This window comes from Pseudomonas sp. NPDC077649 (assembly GCF_044542855.1).
Taxonomy (GTDB): Bacteria; Pseudomonadota; Gammaproteobacteria; order Pseudomonadales; family Pseudomonadaceae; genus Aquipseudomonas.
On the sequence record NZ_JBITVF010000004.1, the window covers coordinates 149,785 to 170,844 of the forward strand.

A 21,060-nucleotide genomic window follows, 5' to 3' on the forward strand; every position below is an offset into this window, starting at 1 on the left:
GGGTTTGGCTGCCGCGCGGGCGGCGTTCGCGGATTAGGCTGGCAGCATAACAAGAAGCACGAGGTGGTCATGAACGTCGCGGTACTCGCCTTGCCCCTGTACATCCTGCTGATCCTGCTGGAGCTGGCCTACGAGCGGCACAGCGGCCGCCACACCTGGCGCCTGGCCGACGCCGCCACCAGCGTCAACACCGCGGTGCTGCGCCTGCTGCTGGAGGGGCCGTTGCGCCTGCTGCTGATCCTGCCCTATGCCTGGCTCTACGAGCACGCGCGGCTGTGGACGCTGGACGCGGCCTCGCCCTGGACCTGGCTGCTCGGCTTCGTCGCGGTGGACCTGTGCTTCTACTGGGCGCACCGCAGCCTGCATCGCTACAACCTGCTGTGGGGCGCGCACCAGCCGCATCATTCCAGCGAGGACTTCAACCTCTCCACCGCGCTGCGCAAGGGCGCTTTCCAGACCGCCTTCGACTGGCCCTTCTACCTGCCGCTGGCGCTGCTCGGCCTGCCATTGCCGCTGTTCCTGCTGCTGCTCGGCGTGCAGCTGGGCTATCAGTTCTGGATTCACAGCCAGCACGTCGGCCGCCTCGGCTGGCTGGAGCGGGTGCTGGTCACGCCCTCGCTGCATCGCGTGCACCACGGGCAGAACGACTGCTACATCGACAAGAACCACGGCGGCGTGTTCATCCTCTGGGACAAGCTGTTCGGCACCTTCGCCGAGGAGCGCGAGCCGGTGCGCTACGGGGTGACCACGCCGGTGCGCACCTTCGATCCGATCCATCTGCAGTTCTCCTGGTGGCGTCTGCTCTGGGCCGATGCGCGGGCCACCCACTCCTGGTGGGATCGCCTGCGCCTGTGGTGGATGCCCACCGGCTGGCGCCCGGCCGACGTGCGCCAGCTGCCCTGGCCGAAGATGGGCGCGGAGAAGTTCGACTGCGCCTACCCGGCCGCACTCAAGGCCTACGCCCTGGTGCAGTTCCTGCTGATCAACGCGCTGGCCCTGGGTTTCCTGCTCAGCCTGGCGCGCGCCGCGTTCTGGGAGCCCTGGCTGCTGGCGGGGCTGATCCTCGCCGGCTGCGTCAGCCTCGGCCTGCTGTTCGAGGGGCGCGCCTTCTGGCGCCTGGAGCTGGCGCGCCAGCTGGCCATGGCCGCGTTGGCGCTGGCCTGGGCGCAGTGGCTGGCGCCGGGGCAGTGGGGCTGGGCGCTGGCGGTCGCGCTCGCTGGCCTGGCCAGTCTGGGCTGGCTGTGGCGCTTGCTGGCGCGGCCGATGCGAGTGCCGGTATCCGGCGGGTGAGCCCGCGGCGTCGCCTGGCTGACGCATCACGGCCGGCTATCGCGCCCATGGCCTGGCGATCCGACCGCCGCCGGTAGCCGCACGGCCCCTGGCCCGCCTATAATGCTGGCCTTTTTCCGTTGGCAATTTGTGGAGCTGGTGATGGCCGAACGTACGGCATTCGTCGAGCGCAACACCCTGGAGACCCAGGTCAAGGTCTCGATCAACCTGGATGGCAGCGGCAAGGCGCGCTTCGACATCGGCGTGCCCTTTCTCGAGCACATGCTCGACCAGATCGCCCGCCATGGCCTGATCGACCTCGATATCGAGTGCAAGGGCGATCTGCATATCGACGACCACCACACCGTCGAGGACGTCGGTATCACCCTCGGCCAGGCCTTCGCCAAGGCGGTCGGCGACAAGAAGGGCATGACCCGCTACGGGCATTCCTACGTGCCGCTGGACGAGGCACTGTCGCGCGTGGTGATCGACTTCTCCGGTCGTCCCGGCTTGCAGATGCACGTGCCCTTCACCCGCGCCGTGGTCGGCAACTTCGACGTCGACCTGTTCCAGGAATTCTTCCAGGGCTTCGTCAACCACGCCCTGGTGTCGCTGCACATCGACAACCTGCGTGGGCACAACACCCACCACCAGATCGAGACCGTGTTCAAGGCCTTCGGCCGCGCGTTGCGCATGGCCGTGGAGCTGGACCCGCGCATGGCCGGGCAGATGCCGTCGACCAAGGGCTGCCTGTAAATGCAGACGGTAGCCGTAATCGACTATGGCATGGGCAACCTGCACTCGGTGGCCAAGGCGCTGGAGCACGTCGGCGCCGGCCGCGTGCTGGTGACCTCGGACGCCAAGGTGATCCGCGAGGCCGACCGCGTGGTGTTCCCCGGGGTCGGCGCGATCCGCGACTGCATGGCCGAGATCAGGCGCCTGGGCTTCGACGAGCTGGTGCGCGAGGTCAGCGCCGACCGTCCCTTCCTCGGCATCTGCGTCGGCATGCAGGCGCTGCTCGAGCGCAGTGAGGAGAACGACGGCGTCGACTGCATCGGCCTGTTCCCCGGCCAGGTGCGCTTCTTCGGCAAGGACCTGAGCGAAGACGGCGAGCGCCTCAAGGTGCCGCACATGGGCTGGAACGAGGTGGCGCAGACGGTCAAGCACCCGCTGTGGCACGACATTCCGGATCACGCGCGCTTCTACTTCGTGCACAGCTATTACATCGAGGCCGGCAAGCCGCAGCAGGTGGTCGGTCGCGGTCACTACGGCAAGGACTTCGCCGCCGCGCTGGCCGAGGGTTCGCGCTTCGCCGTGCAGTTCCACCCGGAGAAGAGCCATACCCACGGCCTGCAGCTGCTGCAGAACTTCGCCGCCTGGGACGGCCGCTGGTAATGGTTCGCGCCAAGGTGCCGAGCCTGGCGCTGGAGCCTGCCCAGGAGCAGGCCGCGCTGCTGCTGTTGCAGCGCTTTCTCGACCAGCGTTTCGAGCTGCAGCTGGGCACCTTCGAGGTGCAGGAAGTGCTCGACCTGATCACGCGCGAGCTGGCACCGCACTACTACAACAAGGCGATTCTCGACGTGCAGGCGCACCTGAAGGACAGGTTCGACAGCATCGAGAGCGACCTCTGGGCGCTCGAGAAGAGCTGAGCGCCTTACCGTTTTCAAACTTGAGCAGGTTCAACCGATGCTGATTATCCCCGCTATCGATCTGAAGGACGGCGCCTGCGTGCGCCTGCGTCAGGGCCGCATGGAAGACTCCACGGTGTTCTCCGATGACCCGGTGAGCATGGCCGCCAAGTGGGTCGAGGGCGGTTGCCGTCGGCTGCACCTGGTCGACCTCAACGGCGCCTTCGAGGGGCAGCCGGTCAACGGCGAGGTGGTCACCGCCATCGCCAAACGCTACCCGAACCTGCCGATCCAGATCGGCGGCGGCATTCGCACCCTGGAAACCATCGAGCACTACGTGCGCGCCGGGGTCAGCTACGTGATCATCGGCACCAAGGCGGTGAAAGAGCCCGAGTTCGTCACTGAGGCGTGCAAGGCCTTCCCCGGCAAGGTGATCGTCGGCCTGGATGCCAAGGACGGTTTCGTCGCCACCGACGGCTGGGCCGAGGTTTCCAGCGTGCAGGCCACCGACCTGGCCAAGCGCTTCGAGGCCGATGGCGTCTCGGCAATCGTTTATACCGACATCGCCAAAGACGGCATGATGCAGGGCTGTAACGTCGAAGCCACCGCCGCGCTGGCCGCCGCCAGCAAGATTCCGGTGATCGCGTCGGGCGGCATCCACAACCTCGGCGATATCGAGAAGCTGCTGCTGGCGCGCTCGCCCGGCATCATCGGCGCCATCACCGGCCGTGCCATCTACGAGGGCACCCTGGACGTGGCCGAAGCGCAGGCCTTCTGCGACAGCTTCAAGGGCTGAGAGTTGGGCAGGGTGCGCCGTGCGCACCCCTGACGGGTTACCGGTGCGCACCGCGCACCCTACGAGAGAAGTCGCCATGGCACTGGCCAAACGCATTATCCCCTGCCTCGACGTGGACAACGGCCGCGTGGTCAAGGGCGTCAAGTTCGAGAATATCCGCGACGCGGGGGACCCCGTCGAAATCGCCCGCCGCTACGACGAGCAGGGCGCCGACGAGATCACCTTCCTCGACATCACCGCCAGCGTCGACGGTCGCGACACCACCCTGCACACGGTCGAGCGCATGGCCAGCCAGGTGTTTATCCCGCTCACCGTCGGTGGCGGCGTGCGCACCGTGCAGGACATCCGCAACCTGCTCAATGCCGGCGCCGACAAGGTGTCGATCAACACCGCCGCGGTGTTCAACCCCGAGTTCGTCGGCGAAGCGGCGGCGCGTTTCGGCTCGCAGTGCATAGTCGTCGCCATCGACGCCAAGCGCGTCTCCGCGCCGGGCGAGCCGGGCCGCTGGGAAATCTTCACCCACGGCGGGCGCAAGCCCACCGGTCTGGATGCGGTGGAGTGGGCGCGCAAGATGGAAGGCCTGGGCGCCGGCGAGATCCTGCTCACCAGCATGGATCAGGACGGCGTCAAGAGCGGTTACGACCTCGGCGTGACCCGCGCCATCAGCGAGGCGGTGCGGGTGCCGGTGATCGCCTCCGGCGGCGTCGGCAACCTGCAGCACCTGGCCGACGGCATCCTCGAAGGCAAGGCCGACGCCGTGCTGGCGGCGAGCATCTTCCACTTCGGCGAATACACAGTGCCGGAAGCCAAGGCCTATCTGGCCAGCCGCGGCATCGTCGTGCGCTGACCCTCTGCTGGCCGGCGTTCTGCCGGCCAAAGCTGCGGGCGAGTCGACGGCACAATGCCATCGATGGCGCTAGCATGGCGCCCCTGCGCCCAGGCCCTCCGGCCGCCGCCCGGTGCGGCTGCGCGCCCTGCATCCCGAACTTTCCCGACACGGAGTCCCTATGTCCGCTTTCCGGCTATTTGCCGTTGTTTTCCTGTTCTGCGGCGCCAGTCTGGCGCGCGCCGAGGCGCTGGTGCTGCTCACCGAGAACCTGGCGCCCTTCAACATGTCGGTCAACGGCAGCAACTTCGCCAAGGGCGAGGGGGTCAGCGGCATCAGTGCCGATATCCTGCGCGCGGTGTGCCAGCGCGCCGAGGTCGAGTGCCAGCAGATCCTGCGCTTCCCCTGGCAGCGGGTCTACCAGCAGACCCTCGAGGACGGCGGCTACGGCCTGTTCTCCACCGCGCGCACCCAGGAGCGCGAGGCGCTGTTCAAGTGGGTCGGCCCCATCGCCACCAATCACTGGGTGCTGCTGGCCAGGGGCGACAGCCCGATCCAACTGGCCAACCTGCAGGACGCCGCGCGTTACCGCATCGGCGGCTACAAGGGCGACGCCAAGACCCAGTTCCTCCTCGACCGCGGCCTGAGCGTGCAGACCACGCTGCGCGACAACGAGAACGTCCGGAAACTGGACAAGGGGCAGATCGACCTGTGGGTCACCTCCGACCAGGCGGGGCGCTACATGGCCCGCCAGGAGGGCATCGACAACCTCAGGGTGGTGCAGCGCCTGCATACCGCCGAGCTCTACCTGGCACTGAACAGGCAGACCCCCGACGAGCTGGTGCAGAAGTTGCAGACGGCTCTGGACGCCCTGCGCGCCGAGGGTGTGCTGCAGGCCATCGAGGCCCGGTATTGAGGCAATTTGCCAGGATTGTCACGCCGGCACTGTGCTGCGGCATAAGTGCTGGTTATTCTGGCGGGGTCTGCCTTTTCAGAAGAACGAGAAGATCTATGTTCAAACGCCTGCTCCTCGCGCTTGGCGGCACCCTTGTGGTGCTGACTGCTGCCGCGCGCGCCGAAGTGGACCCGGACTACAGCGTGGTGCTGCTGACCGAGAATTTCCCGCCCTACAACATGGCCATCAACGGCAAGAACTTCGCCCAGGAAGACAATATCGACGGCATCGCCGTGGATATCGTCAGGGAGATGTTCAAGCGTGCCGGGGTCAAGTACAGCCTGACCCTGCGCTTCCCCTGGGATCGCATCTACAAGCTGGCGCTGGAGAAACCCGGCTACGGCGTGTTCGTCACTGCTCGTCTGCCCGAGCGCGAGCAGCTGTTCAAGTGGGTCGGCCCGATCGGCCCGGACGACTGGGTGATGCTGGCCAAGGGCGACAGCCCGATAAGCCTGAACAACCTGGATGAAGCCAAGCAATACAAGGTCGGCGCCTACAAGGGCGACGCCATCGCCGAGCACTTGGTGGAGAAGGGCCTGCAGCCGCTGACCGCGCTGCGTGATCAGGAGAACGCCAAGAAGCTGATGGCCGGGCAGATCGATCTGTGGGCCACCGGCGATCCGGCCGGGCGCTACCTGGCCAAGCAGGAAGGCATCTCCGGGCTGAAGACGGTGCTGCGCTTCGACAGCGCAGAGCTGTACCTGGCGCTGAACAAGGAAATGCCCGACGAGATAGTCGCCAAGCTGCAGGCCGCGCTGGACCAGATGCGCGCCGAGGGCTTCGTCGACGATATCCTCAATAGCTACCTGTAAGACCCTGCGACCGGCCAAAAGCCGGTCGCTTGCCATGGACGGCAGAACCTTCGAGTGCCAATCACCGGACTCGGGTCCACGCAAGGATGTCGCTAGCCATAACCACAAATCATGCGAGCGGTACGTCTTATGCTGAACACTCTGAAGAAAAGCCTGTTTGTCGCCCTGCTGCTTGGCAGCGGTTTCGCCCATGCGCAGCTGCCGCCGGACTACAAGGTGGTGCTGCTGACCGAGAACTTCCCGCCCTTCAACATGGCGGTGGACGACAAGAACTTCGCCCGCGACGACGGCATCGACGGCATCAGCGCCGATATCGTGCGCGAGATGTTCAAGCGTGCCGGCATCGACTACACCCTGACCCTGCGCTTCCCCTGGGATCGCCTCTACCGCCTGACCCTGGACAAGCCCAACTACGGCCTGTTCTCCACCACCTTCACGCCCGAGCGCCAGCCGCTGTTCAAGTGGGTCGGGCCGATCGCCAAGACCGGCTGGGTGCTGCTCGCCGCGCCCGGCAACAACCTCAGCGTGGCCAGCCTCAAGGACGCCGCGCAATACCGCATCGGCGCCTACAAGAACGATGCGGTCAGCCAGCATCTGGAGAGCCAGGGCCTGCAGCCGGTCAACGCCCTGCGCGATCAGGAGAACGTGAAGAAGCTGGTGCGCGGGCAGATCGACCTGTGGGCCACCACCGACCCGGTGGGCCGCTACCTGGCCAAGCAGGAGGACGTCAGCGGCCTGACCACCGTGCTACGCTTCAACGATGCCGAGCTCTATCTGGCGCTGAACAAGGACACCCCGGACGAGGTGGTCGAGCGCCTGCAGAAGGCCCTGGACGAGCTGCGCGCCGAGGGTTATATCGACGATATCACCGCCAATTACCTGTAACCGGGCCCGCAGCCTAGGGGCGCCGCGCGCACCAGCCGTTTATTCGGTGCGCACGGCGCCCCCTGGGACGAAGCCAAGAAAAAGCCCGGACATGATGTCCGGGCTTTTTTCGTATCGCCGCTTCGCCTCAGCCGCCGCGGGTCACGCTCAGGCCCTTGAGCAGGTTGAGCGCCTGGCTCAGCTGGTAGTCGTCGTCCTGCGGGCGCTGCGGTTGGGCCGCTTTGGCCTTGCTCGGGCGGTCGGCGCCGCCGTTGCCGTTGCCCAGGTGGCCCTGCAGGTCGGCTTCCTTGATGCCCTCGTTGTCCTGTTCGCGGGTCAGCTTGGCGCGCGCCACCTCGATGTCGGGAACGATGCCCTGGGCCTGGATCGAGCGACCGTTGGGGGTGAAGTACAGCGCCGTGGTCAGTTTCAGCGCGCGGTCGTTGTTCAGCGGCAGCACGGTCTGCACCGAGCCCTTGCCGAAGCTGTCGGTGCCCATCAGCACCGCGCGCTTGTGGTCCTGCAGGGCGCCGGCGACGATCTCCGAGGCCGAGGCACTGCCGCCGTTGATCAGCACCACCAGCGGCACGCCTTCGCTGGCGTCGGCCGGGTCGGCGTTGAAACGCAGTTCGGAGTTGGCCAGGCGGCCCTCGGTGTAGACGATCAGGCCTTTCTTGAGGAAATGGTCGGTGACCTCCACCGCCGCCTGCAACACGCCGCCGGGGTTATTGCGCAGGTCCATGACCAGGCCGCGCAGCTTCTTGTCGCCGTTGTCCTTGCGCAGTCTGGTCAGCGCCTTGCCGACTTCCTCGCCGGTGTTGACCTGGAACTGCGAGATACGCAGGTAGCCGTAGCCGTCCTCGAGCATCTGGCTCTTGACGCTGCGCACCTTGATCACCGCGCGGGTCAGGGTCAGGTCGAAGGGGCGGCCGCCGTCGCGCACCAGGGTCAGCTCGATCTTGCTGCCGGCCTTGCCGCGCATCTTGTCCACCGCTTCCATCATCGACAGGCCCTTGGTCGGCTGGCCGTCGATCTTGACGATCAGATCGCCCGGCTGGATGCCGGCTTGGGACGCCGGAGTGTCGTCGATGGGCGAGACCACCTTGACGAAGCCGTCTTCCATGCCGACCTCGATGCCCAGGCCGCCGAACTCGCCGCTGGTGCTCTCCTGCAGTTCGAGGAAGGCCTCCGGCTCGAGGTAGGCCGAGTGCGGGTCGAGGTTGCTGAGCATGCCCTTGATGGCGTTCTCCAGCAGGGTCTTGTCGCTGACCGGTTCGACATAGGCGGCCTTGATCCGGTCCATCACCTCGGCGAAGGTGCGCAGGTCGTCCAGCGGCAGCGGCGCCTTGCTGCTCGCCGCCGCGGGGGCGGGCTCGGCCGCCTGCAGGGCGGGCGCGCCGAGCAGCAGGCCGAGGGCCAGCGCCAGGCAGGTGGGACGGAAGCGATGCGACATGTCGAACTCCTAATTAGCGAAAAACGGCGCCTATCCCTGCGCGCGGCACCATTGCGCCGGGTCGCTGGGGCGACCCTGCTGGCGAATGGCGAAATACAGTGCCGGCGTATCCTGGCCGCCGCTGGTACCCACGGTGGCGATGGCTTCGCCGGCCTTGACCAGGTCGCCGGCGTTCTTCAGCAGGTTCTGGTTGTGACCGTAGAGGCTCAGGTAGCCGTTGCCATGGTCGAGAATGACCAGTAGACCGGCGCCGCGCAACCAGTCGGCGAACACCACGCGGCCGCCGTGTACGGCGCGCACCTGGCTGCCGGCCGGCGCGCCGATCAGCACGCCGTCCCATTTAGTACGAGCGTCGCCGCCGCGCGGGGTTCCGTAGCGTGCCACCAAACGGCCATCGACCGGCCAGGGCAACTTGCCGCGGGCGTTGGCGAAAGGCCCGCCATAGGTGGCGCCGGAGCTGACCTGCGGGCCGCTCGGCGGCGGGTTGCCCGGCCGTGCCTGCTCTGCCTGCTGCGCCAGCAGAGCGCGTTTGCGCGCCTCTTCGGCCTCGCGCGCCTGACGCGCCAGGGTCTCTTCGATGGTCTTCAGCACGCGGCCCAGCTCGGCCTGTTCCTGCTGGCGCGCCTTGAGCCGCTGGTCGCGGCTGGCGAATTCGCTGCTGAGCTTGGCCAGCGCCTGCTGGCGCTCCTTGCGCGCCTCGGCGAGCTTGGCGTGGCGCTCGTCGAGGCCGGCCTTCTGCGCCTGCAGCTGGGCCTGGTGGTTGGCGATTTCCTGCTCGACGTTGGCCAGCTGGCGCAGGGTCTCGTTGAACGCCGCGAGCTGTTCCAGGCGCGCCTGGCTGAGATAGTCGTAGTAGGTCAGGGTGCGCGAGAACTTTTCCGGGTTCTGCTGGTTGAGCAGCAGCTTGACGTACTCCTGGCGGCCGCTCTGGTAGGCGGCGCGGGCCTGGATAGCGATCAGCCGCTGCTGTTCAGTGCGTGCGCTCTGGAGTTTTTTTTTCTCCTGATCCAGGCGCTGGATTTCCTGTTCGCTGCCCTTGAGTTCGCGCTGCAGCTCCTTGACCTGGCCTTCCAGCGCGCCCATCTCGGTTTCGGTCTTCTTCAGCTGTTGCTGCACGCCGGATTTCTCCTGCTGCAGTTTCTCCAGCAGCTTCTTCAGCTCGGCCACGTCCTGACGTGCGGCTTCCAGCTGGCGCTGGGTGTCGGCGCGCTGGTCGGCAAGGACGGGGGCGATCAGGCTGCTGAGCAGGATCAGGGCGAGGATGCGGAGCATGGGCGGGGCGACACCTGGCGGTGGAATGGGCCCTAGTATGCCCGCGCCGCCGGGCAAAAAAAACGCCCCGGGCCTCAAGGCGCGGGGCGTTTGGCGGATTATCGACGTTCAGTCGAGCAGGACGATGGACGTACCGGTCATTTCCGCCGGTTTTTCCAGGCCCATCAGGCTCAGCAGGGTCGGCGCCACGTCGGCCAGCACGCCGCCGGCGCGGATGCGCGCCGGGCGCTTGCCGACGTAGATGAACGGCACCGGCTCGCAGGTGTGCGCGGTGTGCGCCTGGCCGGTGCACTCGTCTTCCATCTGCTCGACGTTGCCGTGGTCGGCGGTGATCAGCGCTTCGCCGCCGACCTTGTCCAATGCATCGACGATGCGGCCGACGCAGGCGTCCAGGCATTCCACGGCCTTGACCGCGGCTGCAAAGACTCCCGTATGGCCGACCATATCGCCGTTGGCGTAGTTGACGATGATCACGTCATAGCGCTGGTTGTCGATGGCATCGACGATCTTGTCGGTGACTTCCGGCGCGCTCATTTCCGGCTTGAGGTCGTAGGTGGCGACGTTCGGCGAGGGGATGAGGATGCGTTCTTCGCCCTCGAACGGCTCCTCGCGGCCGCCGGAGAAGAAGAAGGTGACGTGGGCGTACTTCTCGGTCTCGGCGATGCGCAGCTGGGTCTTGCCGTTCTTCGCCAGGTATTCGCCGAGCACGTTGGTCAGCGCCTCGGGGGCGAAGGCGGCCGGCGCCGGGATGCTCGCGGCGTACTGGGTGAGCATGACGAAGCCGACCTGCGGCACGCGCTGGCGCTCGAATTCCTTGAACCCCGGCTCGACGAAGGTGCGGGTCAATTCTCTCGCCCTGTCCGCGCGGAAGTTCATGAATACCACGGCGTCGCCGTCTTCCACCCGGACCGGCGCGCCGATGCCGGTGGCCTTGACGAACTCGTCGCTCTCGCCGCGCGCGTAGGCGGCGTTCAGCCCCTCCACGGCGCTGGCGGCGCTGAACTGGGCATTGCCCTCGACGATCAGCTGGTAGGCCTGTTCGACGCGGTCCCAGCGGTTGTCGCGGTCCATGGCGAAGTAGCGGCCGATCAGGCTGGCGATGCGGCCCTTGCCGAGGCGGGCGAAGGCGGCGTCGAGCAGCTCGATGGAGCTCTGCGCGCTCTTCGGCGGGGTGTCGCGGCCGTCGAGAAAGGCGTGCAGGTAGATCTTCTCGGCGCCGCGGCGCACGGCCAGCTCGGCCATGGCCACCAGGTGATCCTGGTGGCTGTGCACGCCGCCGTCGGAGAGCAGGCCGAGGATGTGCACGGCCTTGCCGGCGCCCACGGCCTTGTCCACCGCCTGGTTGATCGCGGCGTTGTCGAAGAACTCGCCGTCGCGGATGGCCTTGGTCACCCGGGTGAAGTCCTGGTACACCACGCGGCCGGCGCCGAGGTTCATATGGCCGACCTCGGAGTTGCCCATCTGTCCGTCCGGCAGGCCGACGTCCATGCCGCTGCCCGAGATCAGGCCGTGCGGATAGCTGGCGCGCAGGCGGTCGTAGACCGGCGTGTTGGCGGCGTGGATGGCGTTGTGCTCGGGGTTGTCGCTGTGACCGAAGCCGTCGAGGATGATCAGAACCAAGGGTTTGGGCGTGGCGCTCATGCAGCAGACTCGCTCTGGGTCGATGGGCGGGAAACAAGGCCGGGCATTTTACGGTCAAGCGCCTGGCGCGTCACTGCCGGACGGGGTTTGGCCGACCTGTGGGGCTGTGTATACTGGCCGGCATTTTACCGTCCTGGGTCATATAGATGCTCGCCAACCTGATTGAATTCGTCATTAACCACTATGTACTGAGCGGATTGTTCGTCGTCCTGCTGGTGGCGCTGATCGTCTCCGAGATGCGCAAGGGCGGACAGAACCTGTCCAGCCGCGAACTCACCGCGCTGGTCAACAGCGAGCAGGGCGTGGTGCTCGACGTGCGTGCGCAGAAGGACTTCTCCGCCGGGCATATCGTCGATTCCCTGCACATCCCCTACGACAAGGTTGCCGCGCGTATCGCCGAACTGGAGAAGCACAAGGCCAAGACCATAGTGGTGGTCGACGCCATGGGCCAGCACGCCGGCAGTATCGCCCGCGAGCTGAAGAAGGCCGGCTACACCGCGGCCAAGCTGTCCGGCGGCATCGCCAGCTGGCGTGGCGACAACCTGCCGCTGGTGAAGTGACATGAGCGAGGTGCTCATCTATTCCAGCGACTGGTGCCCCTACTGCATCCGCGCCAAGCAGCTGCTGACGCGCAAGGGCGTGGACTTCGACGAAGTGCGCGTCGACGGCCAGCCCGCGCTGCGCGCCGAGATGACCCGCAAGGCCGGCCGCACCTCGGTACCGCAGATCTGGATCGGCAGCACCCATGTCGGTGGCTGCGACGACCTCTACGCCCTGGAGCGCGCCGGCAAGCTCGATGCGCTGCTGCAGAGCCCCGCATAAACCTCAAGACCAGAAGGCAAAGGCCATGACCGAACCAGCAAACAACGGCGCCGCCGCCGGCGAACAGCAGAATCCGCAATTCTCCCTGCAGCGCATCTACGTCAAGGACCTGTCCTTCGAGGCGCCGAAGAGCCCGGAAATCTTCCGTCAGGAGTGGACGCCGAGCGTCGGCCTGGACCTCAACACCCGGCAGAAGAGCCTGGACGGCGACTTCCACGAAGTGGTGCTGACCCTCTCGGTCACGGTGAAGAACGGCGAAGAAGTGGCCTTCATCGCCGAAGTGCAGCAGGCCGGCATCTTCCTGATCAAGGGTCTGGACGCCGCCTCGATGAGCCACACCCTCGGCGCCTTCTGCCCGAACATCCTCTTCCCCTACGCCCGCGAGGCGCTGGACAGCCTGGTCATCCGCGGCTCCTTCCCGGCGCTGATGCTCGCTCCGGTGAACTTCGACGCGCTGTACGCCCAGGAGCTACAGCGTCAGCAGCAGGCGGCGCAGGGCGAAGCCACCGCGCACTAAGCGACGCTCCGCTCGCAAACGCCGCGTTCCCGTCATAGGGTTCGCGGCGTTTTGCTTTTGTAGGGTGGATCACGCTTCACCGATCCACCATGACCGGGAGGCATGGTGGATGAAAAAAGCGTCATCCACCCTAGGCCTCGGCGAAGCCGTTCTGCCGCCAGGCCTCGTAGACGGTCACCGCCACGGTATTGGACAGATTCAGGCTGCGGCAGCCGGCGCGCATCGGCAGGCGCAGGCGTTGCTCGGGCGGCAGGGCGTTGCGCACCTCCTCCGGCAGGCCGCGGCTCTCCGGGCCGAACAGGAAGGCGTCGCCGGGCTGGTAGGCGACCTCGTGAAAGGCGTGCGAGCCCTTGGTGGTGAAGGCGAACAGGCGCGGCTGGCCGAGGCTTGCCAGGCAGCTGGCGAGGTCGGGATGGCGCTCGAGGGTGGCGTATTCGTGGTAGTCCAGGCCGGCGCGACGCAGGCGCTTGTCGTCCAGCTCGAAGCCCAAGGGTTCGATCAGGTGCAGCTGGCAGCCGCTGTTGGCGCACAGCCTGATAATGTTGCCGGTATTGGGCGGGATTTCCGGTTGAAAGAGGATGACGTGGAACATGCAGGGCTCCGAGCGCAGGGACGACGGCCATTCTACGCCGGTCGAGGACCCCAGGCCGCGAATTCGCTGGCGCTTCATGGCGTCGCTGGCGCTGCTGGCGTTCCTCCTCGGCAGCATGCTCGGCCGCCTGTTCGAGCCGGCGCCGCTGCGCATCGAGGACGCCGAGCCCTGGGCCGCGGGCCTGCAGGTCTGGTTCAACCGTGAACCGGAGGCGCTCGCCGAGCACGTCCAGGGCGCGCTGAGCTATCGCTTCGTCGATGCCTACGGCCGCGAACGCCAGGGTCGCCTCGACCTGGATGGCACTCCGGTCAACTGGCGGATTCAGCGGGAAGGACGGGATCTGCGCCTGATGCTGGTGGCGGCCCGCCCGTTGGGCGGGGGGTGGCGCGGTGCGGAGGTGGATGGGCGCTGGCGGGTGCGTCTGACCCTGCGCCGCGAATAAAAGAGGGGATTCCCCGGCCTGCCTGTACCAAGGTCCCCGAAACTGGGCTTGCCTTAGCTTATGCAGGCTGTGTGCCAATTTTATTACCAAGGCCGAAAGCCGCGGCTTTGCTGGGTCGGCCAGGCTTTTGCGACGACCGGCCCGGGGCCCGGCCTGCCTCAGTAGGGTGCGCCCTGCGCCCCGAATGGTGCACGCGGCGTCGCATCGCGCGCGTATGCCGCCGGGCAGGGCGGACAAGCGTCACGCTGTCCGCCCTGCCTCCGCTAGCCGCTATCGGTCGCCCTCAGCGCGGCAGCAGGCGCAGCGTGCCGCGGCTGTGCGCCGCCACGTCCGTCTCGCTCAGGTGCTGCGGCTGGTACTGGTCGGCCACGTGGGCGGCGGCCTGGTCGTCGTAGTGGGCGTCGAGGGGCACGCCGCTCTGCCCCACCGGAATGCCGCCCAGGGCGCGCTCGGCATCGGCCAGATCGACCAGGCGCCGGGTCGAAGGCCCGTAGACCACCGGCCAGGGTGCCGGACCGACCTTGTGCGACAGGTTGTTCGGCATCTCGTGACCGCCCGGCGCGGCGAACGGGCCGACGTTGAGCAGCCAGGCCAGCAGCGGCTGCTGGCCCAGCGGGTGGCCGTGGGTCAGGGTATGGGCGCGGCCCCAGGCCCAGTCGCCGGGGTCATCGCCGAACTGGCCGCGCAGATGCTCGAGGCTGCCGCGCCAGGCGTCGGCGACTATCTGCGCGCGGCTCTCGCGCGTTTCGCTGCCCTGGCGGTTCCACCAGGGCGAGTCGGCGTCGGCGGTCAGGCGCGGCAGGGCACTGTCCAGCACGCGGGTATACAGCAGGCTGTCGAAGAAGGTCTCGCCCAGCTCGTCGGCCATGGCCTCGCGGGCCAGCTGGTAGGTCAACTGATTGAACAGGGTGGCGGCCTGCGAGTCGAGCCGGTGATCGCCGTCCCAGGCGGCCAGTTGTTCCACCAGCGCCCGCTCCCGCTCGTCGGCCGCAGCGGCGCGCAGCTCGTCCGCAATCGGTGCCAGCAGGCGCGGGCCGTAGCCGCTGCCGCTATCGAGTTGCAGCGCCTGGCTGTTGGCGCTATCCCATTTCACCGCGGCGTCGCTCAGATGCAGGTCCAGGCGCTGGCCGCGGTCGGCCAGGTTGTAGTAGCCGGGCACCTCGATGCCGCTGGTCGCCAGCGGCTGGTAGTTGGCCGAGAGGATATAGCCGCGCGCCGGGTTCTCCTCCTGCGGGTTGGCGGCGAAGGGCTGCCAGCCGGGCTTGTCCGCCTCGCCGCCGGCGCCGTCGAGGATAAAGCTCGGGTTGACCCCGGCCGGGCGCAGCGGCAGCTTGGCCGCCGCCCACCAGCCGATGTCGCCGGCGGCATTGGCCCAGACCACGTTGAGCCCGGGCGCCTCGATCAGCTCGGCGGCGGCGCGGGCCTTGTCCAGGCTGTCGGCGCGATTGAGCTGGTAGAAGGCGTCGAGAATCGGGTTGGCGGTCTCGAGAAAGGCCCACCACAGGGCGATCGGCGTGCTGCCGGCGGCCTGGCCGAGGGCGTCGTTGACGATCGGCCCGTGCGGCGAGCGGCGCAGGCTCAGCTCGACCGGTGCGGCGCCCTTGACCGCGATGCTTTCCGTGCGCCGTTCGAGCTCCACCCAGCGCCCCTGGTACCAGACCTGTTCGGGGTTGTCCGGGTTGACCCGCTCGGCGATCAGGTCGACGTCGTCGTTCTGGAACATGGTCAGGCTCCAGGCGAAGTCGCGGTTGTGGCCCAGCGAGGCGACCGGGTTGAGCGCCTGGTGGTAGCCATACAGCTCGAAGCCGGGCGCCTGCAGGTGCGCCTCGTACCACACCGCCGGCACGGCGAAGCGGATATGCGGGTCGCCGGCCAGCAGCGGCTTGCCGCTGGCGGTGCGGCTGCCGGCCACGGCCCAGGCGTTGCTGCCCTCGAACTGCGGCAGGCCGCTGCCCTCCAGCGCCGCGTGGCTGAGCCGGGCGATGGCGGCCAGGTCCTGCCAGTCGCCGGCGGCCAGCGACGTGCCGACCACGCCTTGCGGGCGCCAGTCGAGGTCGAAGACCTTGAGGTAGTCGGCGCCGAGGCGCTCGCGCACATGGCTCAGCACCGGCTCGGTGCGGAAGGCGGCGGCGAAGCTGTAGGCCATGTAGCCGGCGACGCTCAGGGTGTCGGCGACCGTGAAGGGGCGCGGAGAAATGCCCAGCAGGTCGAATTCCAGCGGCCGCGGGCGGCTGGCCTGGTACTGGTTGATGCCGTCGAGGTAGGCCAGCAGGGCGCGCCCGGCCGGGCTGTCGCCGTCGAAGCGGCTGGCGTATTCGTCGGCATGGGCGCGAATGCCCAGGGTGCGGAACAGGCGGTCGGTGTCCACCAGCTGCGCGCCGAGCACCTCGGCCAGTTCGCCGCGGGCCAGGCGGCGCAGCATTTCCATCTGGAACAGGCGGTCCTGGGCGTGCACGTAGCCAAGCGCGCGGTACATATCGGCTTCGTGCTCGGCGCGGATATGCGGCACGCCGCGCTCGTCATAGCGCACCGTGACCGGCGCCTGCAGCGCACTGAGGCGCAGTTCGCCGTCGCGCAGCGGCTGCTTGCCGTGCAGGTACCAGGTCAGGCCGCCGGCCGCGGCGGCGACCAGCAGGGCGAGGGCAGTCAGGGCGCGTTTCATCGCGGGCGATCCTTGTTGTTATGGTCGGCCCGCATTCTGCGCAGGCGCGGCCGTCGCGGCATTGACCAAATGCCGCGGCGCTGAAAGTCTATGGTCAATCACCGCGTGGAGACGCCATGAGCGAAGCCCCCCAGGTCGCCCTGACCCATTCCTCGACCCTGCGCCGCCTGCTCTACGAGGCGCTGGCCGAGCTGGGCCTGGACCCTACCGACACCTACCGCCACGCCTACGCCGGCATGCCGCTGACGGTGCCGCTGCTGGAGGCGCGCGAGGACCACGACAGCGCGCCGCGCTTCTGGCAGGCGCTGGCCGGCATCAGCGGCGACGCCGATATCGGCCTGCACCTGGGCGAAGTGATGCGCCCGCGGCCGATGGACGTGGTCGGCTACCTGCTGCTGGCGGCGCGCGACCTGCGCCAGGGGCTGCAGGCCTTCGTGCGCTTTCAGCACATCCTCTCCGGCGGCTTCGCCGCGCGCCTGGAGGAGGAGGGCGACGAGGCGCGCCTGGTGATCGACCTCAACTACCGCGGCATCGGCTCGCTGCTGTGCAGGCTTGAGAAAGATATGACAGGGAAAGCGCGATAAAGGCGGGATATAAAGGAACGAAGGGGAAAATAGCGGGACGGGGTTTGTAACGGTGTTGCCGTAGGTGAAACGGCGGCGGCCGGGGTTACAGGCCGTCGCCGAGGTCGAGTTTGTGCTGGTCGCGGTCGAACTTCCTGTCCTGCGTTCTCTTGAGCAGCTTGTAGATCGCGTTCTCTGTCATGTCGTACTCAACGGCCAGCGCATGGTGGTTGCGGCCGTTGAACTTGCCCAGGATCTCCAAATCCCGCTGGGTGATCCGCCAGCGGAAATCCTTCGGAAACGTCACACAGGAACCGGCCCAGGTGTTCGAGAGATGCTCGACCACCGCGGCGCCGGCCTGCTCGGCGATCACCGCCGCCACGCCGTGATCCTGGATCACCGCCGCCACGTGGTCGGCGATATCGCTGAGTAGTTCGTGGCGCTTCTGCGCCATCGCTGTGGGCTTCGTGCTCATGCGTTCCCCCTTGCCGCCTGAATGCGGCGATCGGCTTCCTCTTCATCTATTAGGCCCAGGCGGCGATCGGCTTCGATGCGGCCGACTGCGTCCTGCAGGATCTGCTGCGACGTCGCAGCCGCACGCGGCGGCTTGGCCGGCGCGCCGGCTTGGGCCTGGGCGGGGTCGCTGGCGATGCCGTAGACCACCGCGCGCAGGTAGTTGTGGTTCTCCAGCGGCAGCTGCAGGCGATCGCGGCCGGTGACCATCTGCTCGATGCCAGCGGCCCACAGCCGTGGCGGCGCCGGCTTGGTGTCATTGGTGCGGGCGTCCTTCTGCACCGTGCCGGCGTTGACCAGGTCGAGCAGATCCTCCGCCAGCTTGATCGCGCGGGTCATGCGCAGGCCGCGCTTGGCTGGGCTGAACAGACGCAGGTAGTTGAGCACCGCACGGCCCAGCTTCGGATCGAGGCCGGCGAACAGCGCCGCCAGCTTCTTGCCGTCCGCATCCGCGAAGCCAGCCTCGATCGGGAACTGCTCACCGCAGCAAGGGCATTGCAGCTGCATTACAGAAGCCCCCGAGCAGATGCCGCCGCGCGTAGCGTTTCGACCAGGCTCCTGAGGATTGGACGGCGTCGCTCCCAGCCCTCGGGCAGGCTTTCCAGATCCGCCCGCCAGTTTGGATCGTGCTCGCCTAGTAGCTTGAGCAGCTCTTCCACGTTGCCCAGCAGCCCGCGCTTCTCTTGCTCGACATGCAGCGCGGCGATCAGGGCATCGAGCTGGTCGGCCTTTTTCAGCCAGGCCACCCGCTGCACCTTGAACATCTGCCGCGCCAGGGCATCGGCATAGGCCCAGGGTAGGCCCATGTCGGCCAACTGCGCCTCGATCTTGTCGATACGCGGCCCGAGCTGCTTGGCGTTGTGCGGTTTGCCGGCTGCCTTGCTGCTTGGCTTCGGCTTGAAGCCAAGCCGCTCCAGCTCGACCATCAGGCGCCCGGCCTGGCGCGTGTTCAGATCTTTTGCCGACTCGACGCCCGCCACGCGGCGCAGCAGAGCGCGGTAGCTGTCGTCATCCATGCCCAGCTGGCCCTTGGCGATGTGGATCTTGCTGAGTACACCTTTCGAGATACTCATGCCCGACCACCTGCAGAGCAGCTCAGGCGATTCAGGCGGCGCTTGATGGCTGCCGTCTGCTTGCGCAACGCGCGCAGCTCAGCACTGACATCGATGGTGGCCACCACCACTGGCTGGGCTGGTTCCTGCGGAACCGGCTTGGCCTTCACCGGAGCAACAGGCTTGGCCGGCTTCGCCTTGATCGGCGCTGCCTGGACAGGCTTCTGCTGCTCCGGGTGGATCGACTTGGAGCGCCACGGGCCACTCTCGACCGGACGACGGAAGTTGTCGAAGGCCCTGATCTCGCCGCCTTTGGCCAGGAAAGCCTCGATCTGTGCATCCAGCTCGGCCTGGCGTTCCTGGGCCTTGGTCATGTCCCTGGAGGGTGCGTCTTGGAAAATTGGATGGCCCATCACTGCACCTCCCGACCGACGATCAGCCAGCGGCTCATGCCTGGCTTGTCGCTGGGCTTGAGGTCGATGCGCTCGACGTGGTCGAGTTGCTCGCCGAACAGCTTGACGCCCAGGTGGCGCACGGCCTCATCCTCGGAGTGGCTGCAGCTGGCGCGTTGGCTGCGCACGGTGTTGGTCTGGTAGGCACCCATGTAGTACTTCACGGTGCATTCGAGGGTTGGCATGTCACACCCCCTGCGTCAGTCGGGCGACTGGTTGGTGGCCGAGGCCTTGGTGGAGTTGAGCGCTCTTGCCCGCGCGATAGCCGGCGTCGCTTGCACCCTCGTCGCGGGCCTTGAGTTTGCGGCGCTTCATCTTGGCCTGGCCCAGGTTCGGGTAATGCTTGGCCATGTACGCCTGGATGGCCTCGGCGATGTTGTCCTCGACCCCGGCGAACTCCTGAACCTTGAGGTACACCGCATCGATCCAGCCGTGGGCGAAGGCATCGCCACGCGCTACTTTGGTCGAACGTTTGCAGCGCTTCTGCGTGCTCAGGAACTCCTTGCGGGCCTTCTGCAGCTGGCGCTCCAGCACCTGGTAGGCGTAGCCGGACAGCTCCGGTGCGGCGCCACAGCCGATGAACTTGAAGCCGGCCGGCTCCAGCCAGTGGGTGGTGATGATCAGGTGAGTGCCGAATGCATCGGCGCAGACGCCTGCCAGGCGGGTGCGCCAGGCCGGAGGCTCGCCATCGGAGCCGGCTGGCACTTTGGCTTCGCCGGCCATACTGGCCAGTACGTCGCCCATCTCCAGCTTGTAGGCCTCCATCATCTTCTGAGCCTGGCGCATGGCAATCTGGGCTTCGTTAGGGTTGGAACCCTTGCCCTTGGCCATCTCCAGGCACTTCTTGATCTTCTCGAGAATGCGATCCTGGTCCATGTCACACCCCCGCCAGGCTCAGGTTGATGGGCTCGTAGCGGTCGTCTCCGGTGCGTTTGTAGATGCGGATGTAGACGGCCTTGCCGTTGACCTGGATGGCATCCTTCAGGGCGCGCATCGCGGTTTTCCACTCAGGGGCATCGATCTCCAGACGCAGAAGGCTGAGGACATCGTTGGTGCGGATCTCGCCGTTGCGGCCAGTAAAGGCGCGGTCAACCACAGCCATCAGGTGCCGGTCGTCGTCGGCGCCTTTGCTCCATTTGCGGATACAGGTGTAGATCAGTTCCTTGGCGGCGAGGATCTCTTCGGTGAAGCACAGCCGATCAGCCAGGGCCTTCTCGATCTTGAACTCGCCGTCGTAGGTGGTGATGGATACGTTGCCCTTCTTGCCACCCAGCTTGACGTTGTAACGCTCCAGGGAGATGGCGATCAGGTCGTCGATATCGGCCAGGGCCTTTTTCTTGAATGCCGCCAGGGCTTCGCTGATGGCCACGGCTTGGTTGGCCAGCTCGCGGGCGATGCTGTCGCGCAGCTTGTCGTGCTCGCGCACCTGGTGCTCCGGCACCAGGTGGCCGGCGGCGTTCTTGACGAAGCCCGCGGGGATGTTGGTATCAGCCATGGGATGGCTCCTCCTTCTTAGGTTTCGGATAGGCAGCACGAGCGCCGCAGCAGACGCACTCCCACTCGGCGCCGACCGGGCGCATGGGGGAGTCGAACCGGCCAATCGCGCAGTTGGTGTGCCACATGGCGCGGTTGTGGGGTTCGTGGAGCATCTGCACGACGCCTTCTGCCGAGGAAGGCCAGGCTAGGGCTGCCGAGGCCTGGCCTTTCTCGGCTTCGTGGGTGGCGTGGTCGAGTTCGGCCAGTACGTCGTGGCGGAACTGGCATATCTCGTCGTTGAGCTTGTGGCCGCCGATGCTCGGGTAGGACGAGGCGTAGCCGGCGCTGCGCTTGAGCAGCTCCAGGGCCTCGCGCAGGCGGCGTTCGACGGTGAGCTGGACGGCGGATTTGGTCATGCTGGTCATGGGAGAACCTCCCTGTTGGTGTGCCAGA

26 protein-coding genes and 1 pseudogene are annotated in these 21,060 nt (G+C 67.1%); 14 read left to right on the top strand and 13 right to left on the bottom strand.

The window, feature by feature from the left end:
• Positions 1 to 69: 69 nt before the first annotated feature.
• The 9 genes from ACIGFL_RS14215 to ACIGFL_RS14255 all read left to right on the top strand — a co-directional run bounded on the left by ACIGFL_RS14215 (position 70) and on the right by ACIGFL_RS14255 (position 7,171).
• Positions 70 to 1,290, top strand: a complete 1,221-nt coding sequence (locus tag ACIGFL_RS14215) for a sterol desaturase family protein (protein ID WP_397497606.1) — start codon at positions 70 to 72, stop codon at positions 1,288 to 1,290.
• Positions 1,291 to 1,431: 141 nt separating this feature from the next.
• Positions 1,432 to 2,025 (top strand): imidazoleglycerol-phosphate dehydratase HisB, encoded by a 594-nt coding sequence (gene hisB, locus ACIGFL_RS14220; RefSeq protein WP_021443389.1) that lies wholly within the window; start codon positions 1,432 to 1,434, stop codon positions 2,023 to 2,025.
• Positions 2,026 to 2,664, top strand: coding sequence for an imidazole glycerol phosphate synthase subunit HisH (hisH, locus tag ACIGFL_RS14225; protein ID WP_397497607.1), 639 nt, complete (start codon positions 2,026 to 2,028; stop codon positions 2,662 to 2,664). It begins immediately after the preceding gene.
• The gene (locus ACIGFL_RS14230; RefSeq protein ID WP_397497608.1) at positions 2,664 to 2,918 is read left to right on the top strand and encodes a DUF2164 domain-containing protein; all 255 of its coding nucleotides are present in this window, start codon (positions 2,664 to 2,666) and stop codon (positions 2,916 to 2,918) included. Before hisH ends, ACIGFL_RS14230 begins: the two co-directional genes overlap by 1 nt.
• A gap of 37 nt (positions 2,919 to 2,955) precedes the next feature.
• A complete protein-coding gene (gene hisA / locus ACIGFL_RS14235) occupies positions 2,956 to 3,693 on the top strand; it encodes a 1-(5-phosphoribosyl)-5-[(5-phosphoribosylamino)methylideneamino]imidazole-4-carboxamide isomerase (protein WP_012020037.1) in 738 nt (245 codons plus the stop codon).
• Positions 3,694 to 3,769: 76 nt separating this feature from the next.
• Positions 3,770 to 4,540: an imidazole glycerol phosphate synthase subunit HisF gene (gene hisF / locus ACIGFL_RS14240; RefSeq protein WP_004374000.1), complete on the top strand. Its 771-nt coding sequence runs from the start codon at positions 3,770 to 3,772 to the stop codon at positions 4,538 to 4,540.
• A gap of 160 nt (positions 4,541 to 4,700) precedes the next feature.
• Positions 4,701 to 5,435 (top strand): substrate-binding periplasmic protein, encoded by a 735-nt coding sequence (locus tag ACIGFL_RS14245; protein WP_397497609.1) that lies wholly within the window; start codon positions 4,701 to 4,703, stop codon positions 5,433 to 5,435.
• 95 nt (positions 5,436 to 5,530) lie between these two features.
• Complete coding sequence (locus tag ACIGFL_RS14250) at positions 5,531 to 6,286, top strand: substrate-binding periplasmic protein (RefSeq protein WP_397497610.1); 756 nt, start codon at positions 5,531 to 5,533, stop codon at positions 6,284 to 6,286.
• Between the two features lie 129 nt (positions 6,287 to 6,415).
• A complete protein-coding gene (locus tag ACIGFL_RS14255) occupies positions 6,416 to 7,171 on the top strand; it encodes an ABC transporter substrate-binding protein (protein ID WP_021443395.1) in 756 nt (251 codons plus the stop codon).
• Between the two features lie 127 nt (positions 7,172 to 7,298).
• Here ACIGFL_RS14255 and ACIGFL_RS14260 read toward each other — a convergent pair whose 3' ends face one another.
• The 3 genes from ACIGFL_RS14260 to gpmI form a co-directional block, all read right to left on the bottom strand.
• Complete coding sequence (locus ACIGFL_RS14260) at positions 7,299 to 8,603, bottom strand: S41 family peptidase (RefSeq protein WP_122109692.1); 1,305 nt, start codon at positions 8,601 to 8,603, stop codon at positions 7,299 to 7,301.
• A gap of 30 nt (positions 8,604 to 8,633) precedes the next feature.
• Positions 8,634 to 9,875, bottom strand: coding sequence for a murein hydrolase activator EnvC family protein (locus ACIGFL_RS14265; RefSeq protein ID WP_397497611.1), 1,242 nt, complete (start codon positions 9,873 to 9,875; stop codon positions 8,634 to 8,636).
• A 108-nt stretch (positions 9,876 to 9,983) separates the two neighbouring features.
• On the bottom strand, positions 9,984 to 11,516 hold the full coding sequence (gene gpmI / locus ACIGFL_RS14270; protein ID WP_397497612.1) for a 2,3-bisphosphoglycerate-independent phosphoglycerate mutase: 1,533 nt from the start codon (positions 11,514 to 11,516) through the stop codon (positions 9,984 to 9,986).
• A 146-nt stretch (positions 11,517 to 11,662) separates the two neighbouring features.
• Between gpmI and ACIGFL_RS14275 the strand changes: the two genes are divergently transcribed.
• Genes ACIGFL_RS14275 through secB form a run of 3 tightly spaced genes read left to right on the top strand, consistent with a single transcriptional unit; the run spans position 11,663 to position 12,855 of the window.
• Positions 11,663 to 12,076 (top strand): rhodanese-like domain-containing protein, encoded by a 414-nt coding sequence (locus ACIGFL_RS14275; protein WP_397497613.1) that lies wholly within the window; start codon positions 11,663 to 11,665, stop codon positions 12,074 to 12,076.
• Position 12,077: 1 nt separating this feature from the next.
• Positions 12,078 to 12,338: a glutaredoxin 3 gene (gene grxC, locus ACIGFL_RS14280; protein ID WP_021442799.1), complete on the top strand. Its 261-nt coding sequence runs from the start codon at positions 12,078 to 12,080 to the stop codon at positions 12,336 to 12,338.
• A 25-nt stretch (positions 12,339 to 12,363) separates the two neighbouring features.
• Positions 12,364 to 12,855 carry a protein-export chaperone SecB gene (gene secB, locus ACIGFL_RS14285; protein ID WP_397497614.1) on the top strand — a complete coding sequence of 164 codons (492 nt, stop codon included), beginning with the start codon at positions 12,364 to 12,366 and terminating at the stop codon, positions 12,853 to 12,855.
• Between the two features lie 130 nt (positions 12,856 to 12,985).
• Here secB and trmL read toward each other — a convergent pair whose 3' ends face one another.
• A complete protein-coding gene (gene trmL, locus ACIGFL_RS14290) occupies positions 12,986 to 13,447 on the bottom strand; it encodes a tRNA (uridine(34)/cytosine(34)/5-carboxymethylaminomethyluridine(34)-2'-O)-methyltransferase TrmL (protein WP_397497615.1) in 462 nt (153 codons plus the stop codon).
• On the opposite strand from trmL, the gene ACIGFL_RS14295 reads away from it, so the two are divergent.
• A complete protein-coding gene (locus tag ACIGFL_RS14295; RefSeq protein ID WP_397497616.1) occupies positions 13,434 to 13,889 on the top strand; it encodes a hypothetical protein in 456 nt (151 codons plus the stop codon). The two genes, trmL and ACIGFL_RS14295, sit on opposite strands and share 14 nt — an antisense overlap.
• 283 nt (positions 13,890 to 14,172) lie before the next feature.
• On the opposite strand, the gene ACIGFL_RS14300 is transcribed toward ACIGFL_RS14295, so the two are convergent.
• On the bottom strand, positions 14,173 to 16,551 hold the full coding sequence (locus tag ACIGFL_RS14300) for a penicillin acylase family protein (protein ID WP_397497617.1): 2,379 nt from the start codon (positions 16,549 to 16,551) through the stop codon (positions 14,173 to 14,175).
• Positions 16,552 to 16,667: 116 nt separating this feature from the next.
• Here ACIGFL_RS14300 and ACIGFL_RS14305 point away from each other — a divergent pair.
• Positions 16,668 to 17,108: pseudogene (locus tag ACIGFL_RS14305) on the top strand (AraC family transcriptional regulator ligand-binding domain-containing protein); the annotation flags it as partial.
• Positions 17,109 to 17,220: 112 nt separating this feature from the next.
• On the opposite strand, the gene ACIGFL_RS14310 reads toward ACIGFL_RS14305, so the two are convergent.
• Genes ACIGFL_RS14310 through ACIGFL_RS14345 form a run of 8 tightly spaced genes read right to left on the bottom strand, consistent with a single transcriptional unit; the run spans position 17,221 to position 21,032 of the window.
• A complete protein-coding gene (locus ACIGFL_RS14310) occupies positions 17,221 to 17,589 on the bottom strand; it encodes a Mor transcription activator family protein (RefSeq protein WP_397497618.1) in 369 nt (122 codons plus the stop codon).
• Entirely contained in the window at positions 17,586 to 18,134 is a 549-nt protein-coding gene (locus ACIGFL_RS14315; protein WP_397497619.1) for a hypothetical protein, read from the bottom strand. The genes ACIGFL_RS14310 and ACIGFL_RS14315 overlap by 4 nt, the downstream gene beginning before the upstream one ends.
• Positions 18,134 to 18,700: a gp16 family protein gene (locus ACIGFL_RS14320; protein WP_397497620.1), complete on the bottom strand. Its 567-nt coding sequence runs from the start codon at positions 18,698 to 18,700 to the stop codon at positions 18,134 to 18,136. Before ACIGFL_RS14320 ends, ACIGFL_RS14315 begins: the two co-directional genes overlap by 1 nt.
• A complete protein-coding gene (locus ACIGFL_RS14325; RefSeq protein ID WP_397497621.1) occupies positions 18,697 to 19,053 on the bottom strand; it encodes a hypothetical protein in 357 nt (118 codons plus the stop codon). The genes ACIGFL_RS14320 and ACIGFL_RS14325 overlap by 4 nt, the downstream gene beginning before the upstream one ends.
• A gap of 38 nt (positions 19,054 to 19,091) precedes the next feature.
• On the bottom strand, positions 19,092 to 19,316 hold the full coding sequence (locus tag ACIGFL_RS14330; RefSeq protein WP_397497622.1) for a hypothetical protein: 225 nt from the start codon (positions 19,314 to 19,316) through the stop codon (positions 19,092 to 19,094).
• 1 nt (position 19,317) lies between these two features.
• The gene (locus ACIGFL_RS14335; protein ID WP_397497623.1) at positions 19,318 to 20,007 is read right to left on the bottom strand and encodes a DUF2786 domain-containing protein; all 690 of its coding nucleotides are present in this window, start codon (positions 20,005 to 20,007) and stop codon (positions 19,318 to 19,320) included.
• Position 20,008: 1 nt separating this feature from the next.
• Positions 20,009 to 20,626, bottom strand: coding sequence for a DUF3164 family protein (locus ACIGFL_RS14340; protein ID WP_397497624.1), 618 nt, complete (start codon positions 20,624 to 20,626; stop codon positions 20,009 to 20,011).
• On the bottom strand, positions 20,619 to 21,032 hold the full coding sequence (locus ACIGFL_RS14345; RefSeq protein WP_397497625.1) for a hypothetical protein: 414 nt from the start codon (positions 21,030 to 21,032) through the stop codon (positions 20,619 to 20,621). Before ACIGFL_RS14345 ends, ACIGFL_RS14340 begins: the two co-directional genes overlap by 8 nt.
• Positions 21,033 to 21,060: the final 28 nt, after the last annotated feature.

Excerpts from the sequence above, each read along its gene's own strand:
- ACIGFL_RS14215 (WP_397497606.1), top strand. The coding sequence starts at position 70 with ATGAACGTCGCGGTACTCGCCTTGCCCCTGTACATCCTGCTGATCCTG.
- hisB (WP_021443389.1), top strand. The coding sequence starts at position 1,432 with ATGGCCGAACGTACGGCATTCGTCGAGCGCAACACCCTGGAGACCCAG.
- hisH (WP_397497607.1), top strand. The coding sequence starts at position 2,026 with ATGCAGACGGTAGCCGTAATCGACTATGGCATGGGCAACCTGCACTCG.
- ACIGFL_RS14230 (WP_397497608.1), top strand. The coding sequence starts at position 2,664 with ATGGTTCGCGCCAAGGTGCCGAGCCTGGCGCTGGAGCCTGCCCAGGAG.
- hisA (WP_012020037.1), top strand. The coding sequence starts at position 2,956 with ATGCTGATTATCCCCGCTATCGATCTGAAGGACGGCGCCTGCGTGCGC.
- hisF (WP_004374000.1), top strand. The coding sequence starts at position 3,770 with ATGGCACTGGCCAAACGCATTATCCCCTGCCTCGACGTGGACAACGGC.
- ACIGFL_RS14245 (WP_397497609.1), top strand. The coding sequence starts at position 4,701 with ATGTCCGCTTTCCGGCTATTTGCCGTTGTTTTCCTGTTCTGCGGCGCC.
- ACIGFL_RS14250 (WP_397497610.1), top strand. The coding sequence starts at position 5,531 with ATGTTCAAACGCCTGCTCCTCGCGCTTGGCGGCACCCTTGTGGTGCTG.
- ACIGFL_RS14255 (WP_021443395.1), top strand. The coding sequence starts at position 6,416 with ATGCTGAACACTCTGAAGAAAAGCCTGTTTGTCGCCCTGCTGCTTGGC.
- ACIGFL_RS14260 (WP_122109692.1), bottom strand. The coding sequence starts at position 8,603 with ATGTCGCATCGCTTCCGTCCCACCTGCCTGGCGCTGGCCCTCGGCCTG.
- ACIGFL_RS14265 (WP_397497611.1), bottom strand. The coding sequence starts at position 9,875 with ATGCTCCGCATCCTCGCCCTGATCCTGCTCAGCAGCCTGATCGCCCCC.
- gpmI (WP_397497612.1), bottom strand. The coding sequence starts at position 11,516 with ATGAGCGCCACGCCCAAACCCTTGGTTCTGATCATCCTCGACGGCTTC.
- ACIGFL_RS14275 (WP_397497613.1), top strand. The coding sequence starts at position 11,663 with ATGCTCGCCAACCTGATTGAATTCGTCATTAACCACTATGTACTGAGC.
- grxC (WP_021442799.1), top strand. The coding sequence starts at position 12,078 with ATGAGCGAGGTGCTCATCTATTCCAGCGACTGGTGCCCCTACTGCATC.
- secB (WP_397497614.1), top strand. The coding sequence starts at position 12,364 with ATGACCGAACCAGCAAACAACGGCGCCGCCGCCGGCGAACAGCAGAAT.
- ACIGFL_RS14295 (WP_397497616.1), top strand. The coding sequence starts at position 13,434 with ATGACGTGGAACATGCAGGGCTCCGAGCGCAGGGACGACGGCCATTCT.
- trmL (WP_397497615.1), bottom strand. The coding sequence starts at position 13,447 with ATGTTCCACGTCATCCTCTTTCAACCGGAAATCCCGCCCAATACCGGC.
- ACIGFL_RS14300 (WP_397497617.1), bottom strand. The coding sequence starts at position 16,551 with ATGAAACGCGCCCTGACTGCCCTCGCCCTGCTGGTCGCCGCCGCGGCC.
- ACIGFL_RS14310 (WP_397497618.1), bottom strand. The coding sequence starts at position 17,589 with ATGAGCACGAAGCCCACAGCGATGGCGCAGAAGCGCCACGAACTACTC.
- ACIGFL_RS14315 (WP_397497619.1), bottom strand. The coding sequence starts at position 18,134 with ATGCAGCTGCAATGCCCTTGCTGCGGTGAGCAGTTCCCGATCGAGGCT.
- ACIGFL_RS14320 (WP_397497620.1), bottom strand. The coding sequence starts at position 18,700 with ATGAGTATCTCGAAAGGTGTACTCAGCAAGATCCACATCGCCAAGGGC.
- ACIGFL_RS14325 (WP_397497621.1), bottom strand. The coding sequence starts at position 19,053 with ATGACCAAGGCCCAGGAACGCCAGGCCGAGCTGGATGCACAGATCGAG.
- ACIGFL_RS14330 (WP_397497622.1), bottom strand. The coding sequence starts at position 19,316 with ATGCCAACCCTCGAATGCACCGTGAAGTACTACATGGGTGCCTACCAG.
- ACIGFL_RS14335 (WP_397497623.1), bottom strand. The coding sequence starts at position 20,007 with ATGGACCAGGATCGCATTCTCGAGAAGATCAAGAAGTGCCTGGAGATG.
- ACIGFL_RS14340 (WP_397497624.1), bottom strand. The coding sequence starts at position 20,626 with ATGGCTGATACCAACATCCCCGCGGGCTTCGTCAAGAACGCCGCCGGC.
- ACIGFL_RS14345 (WP_397497625.1), bottom strand. The coding sequence starts at position 21,032 with ATGACCAGCATGACCAAATCCGCCGTCCAGCTCACCGTCGAACGCCGC.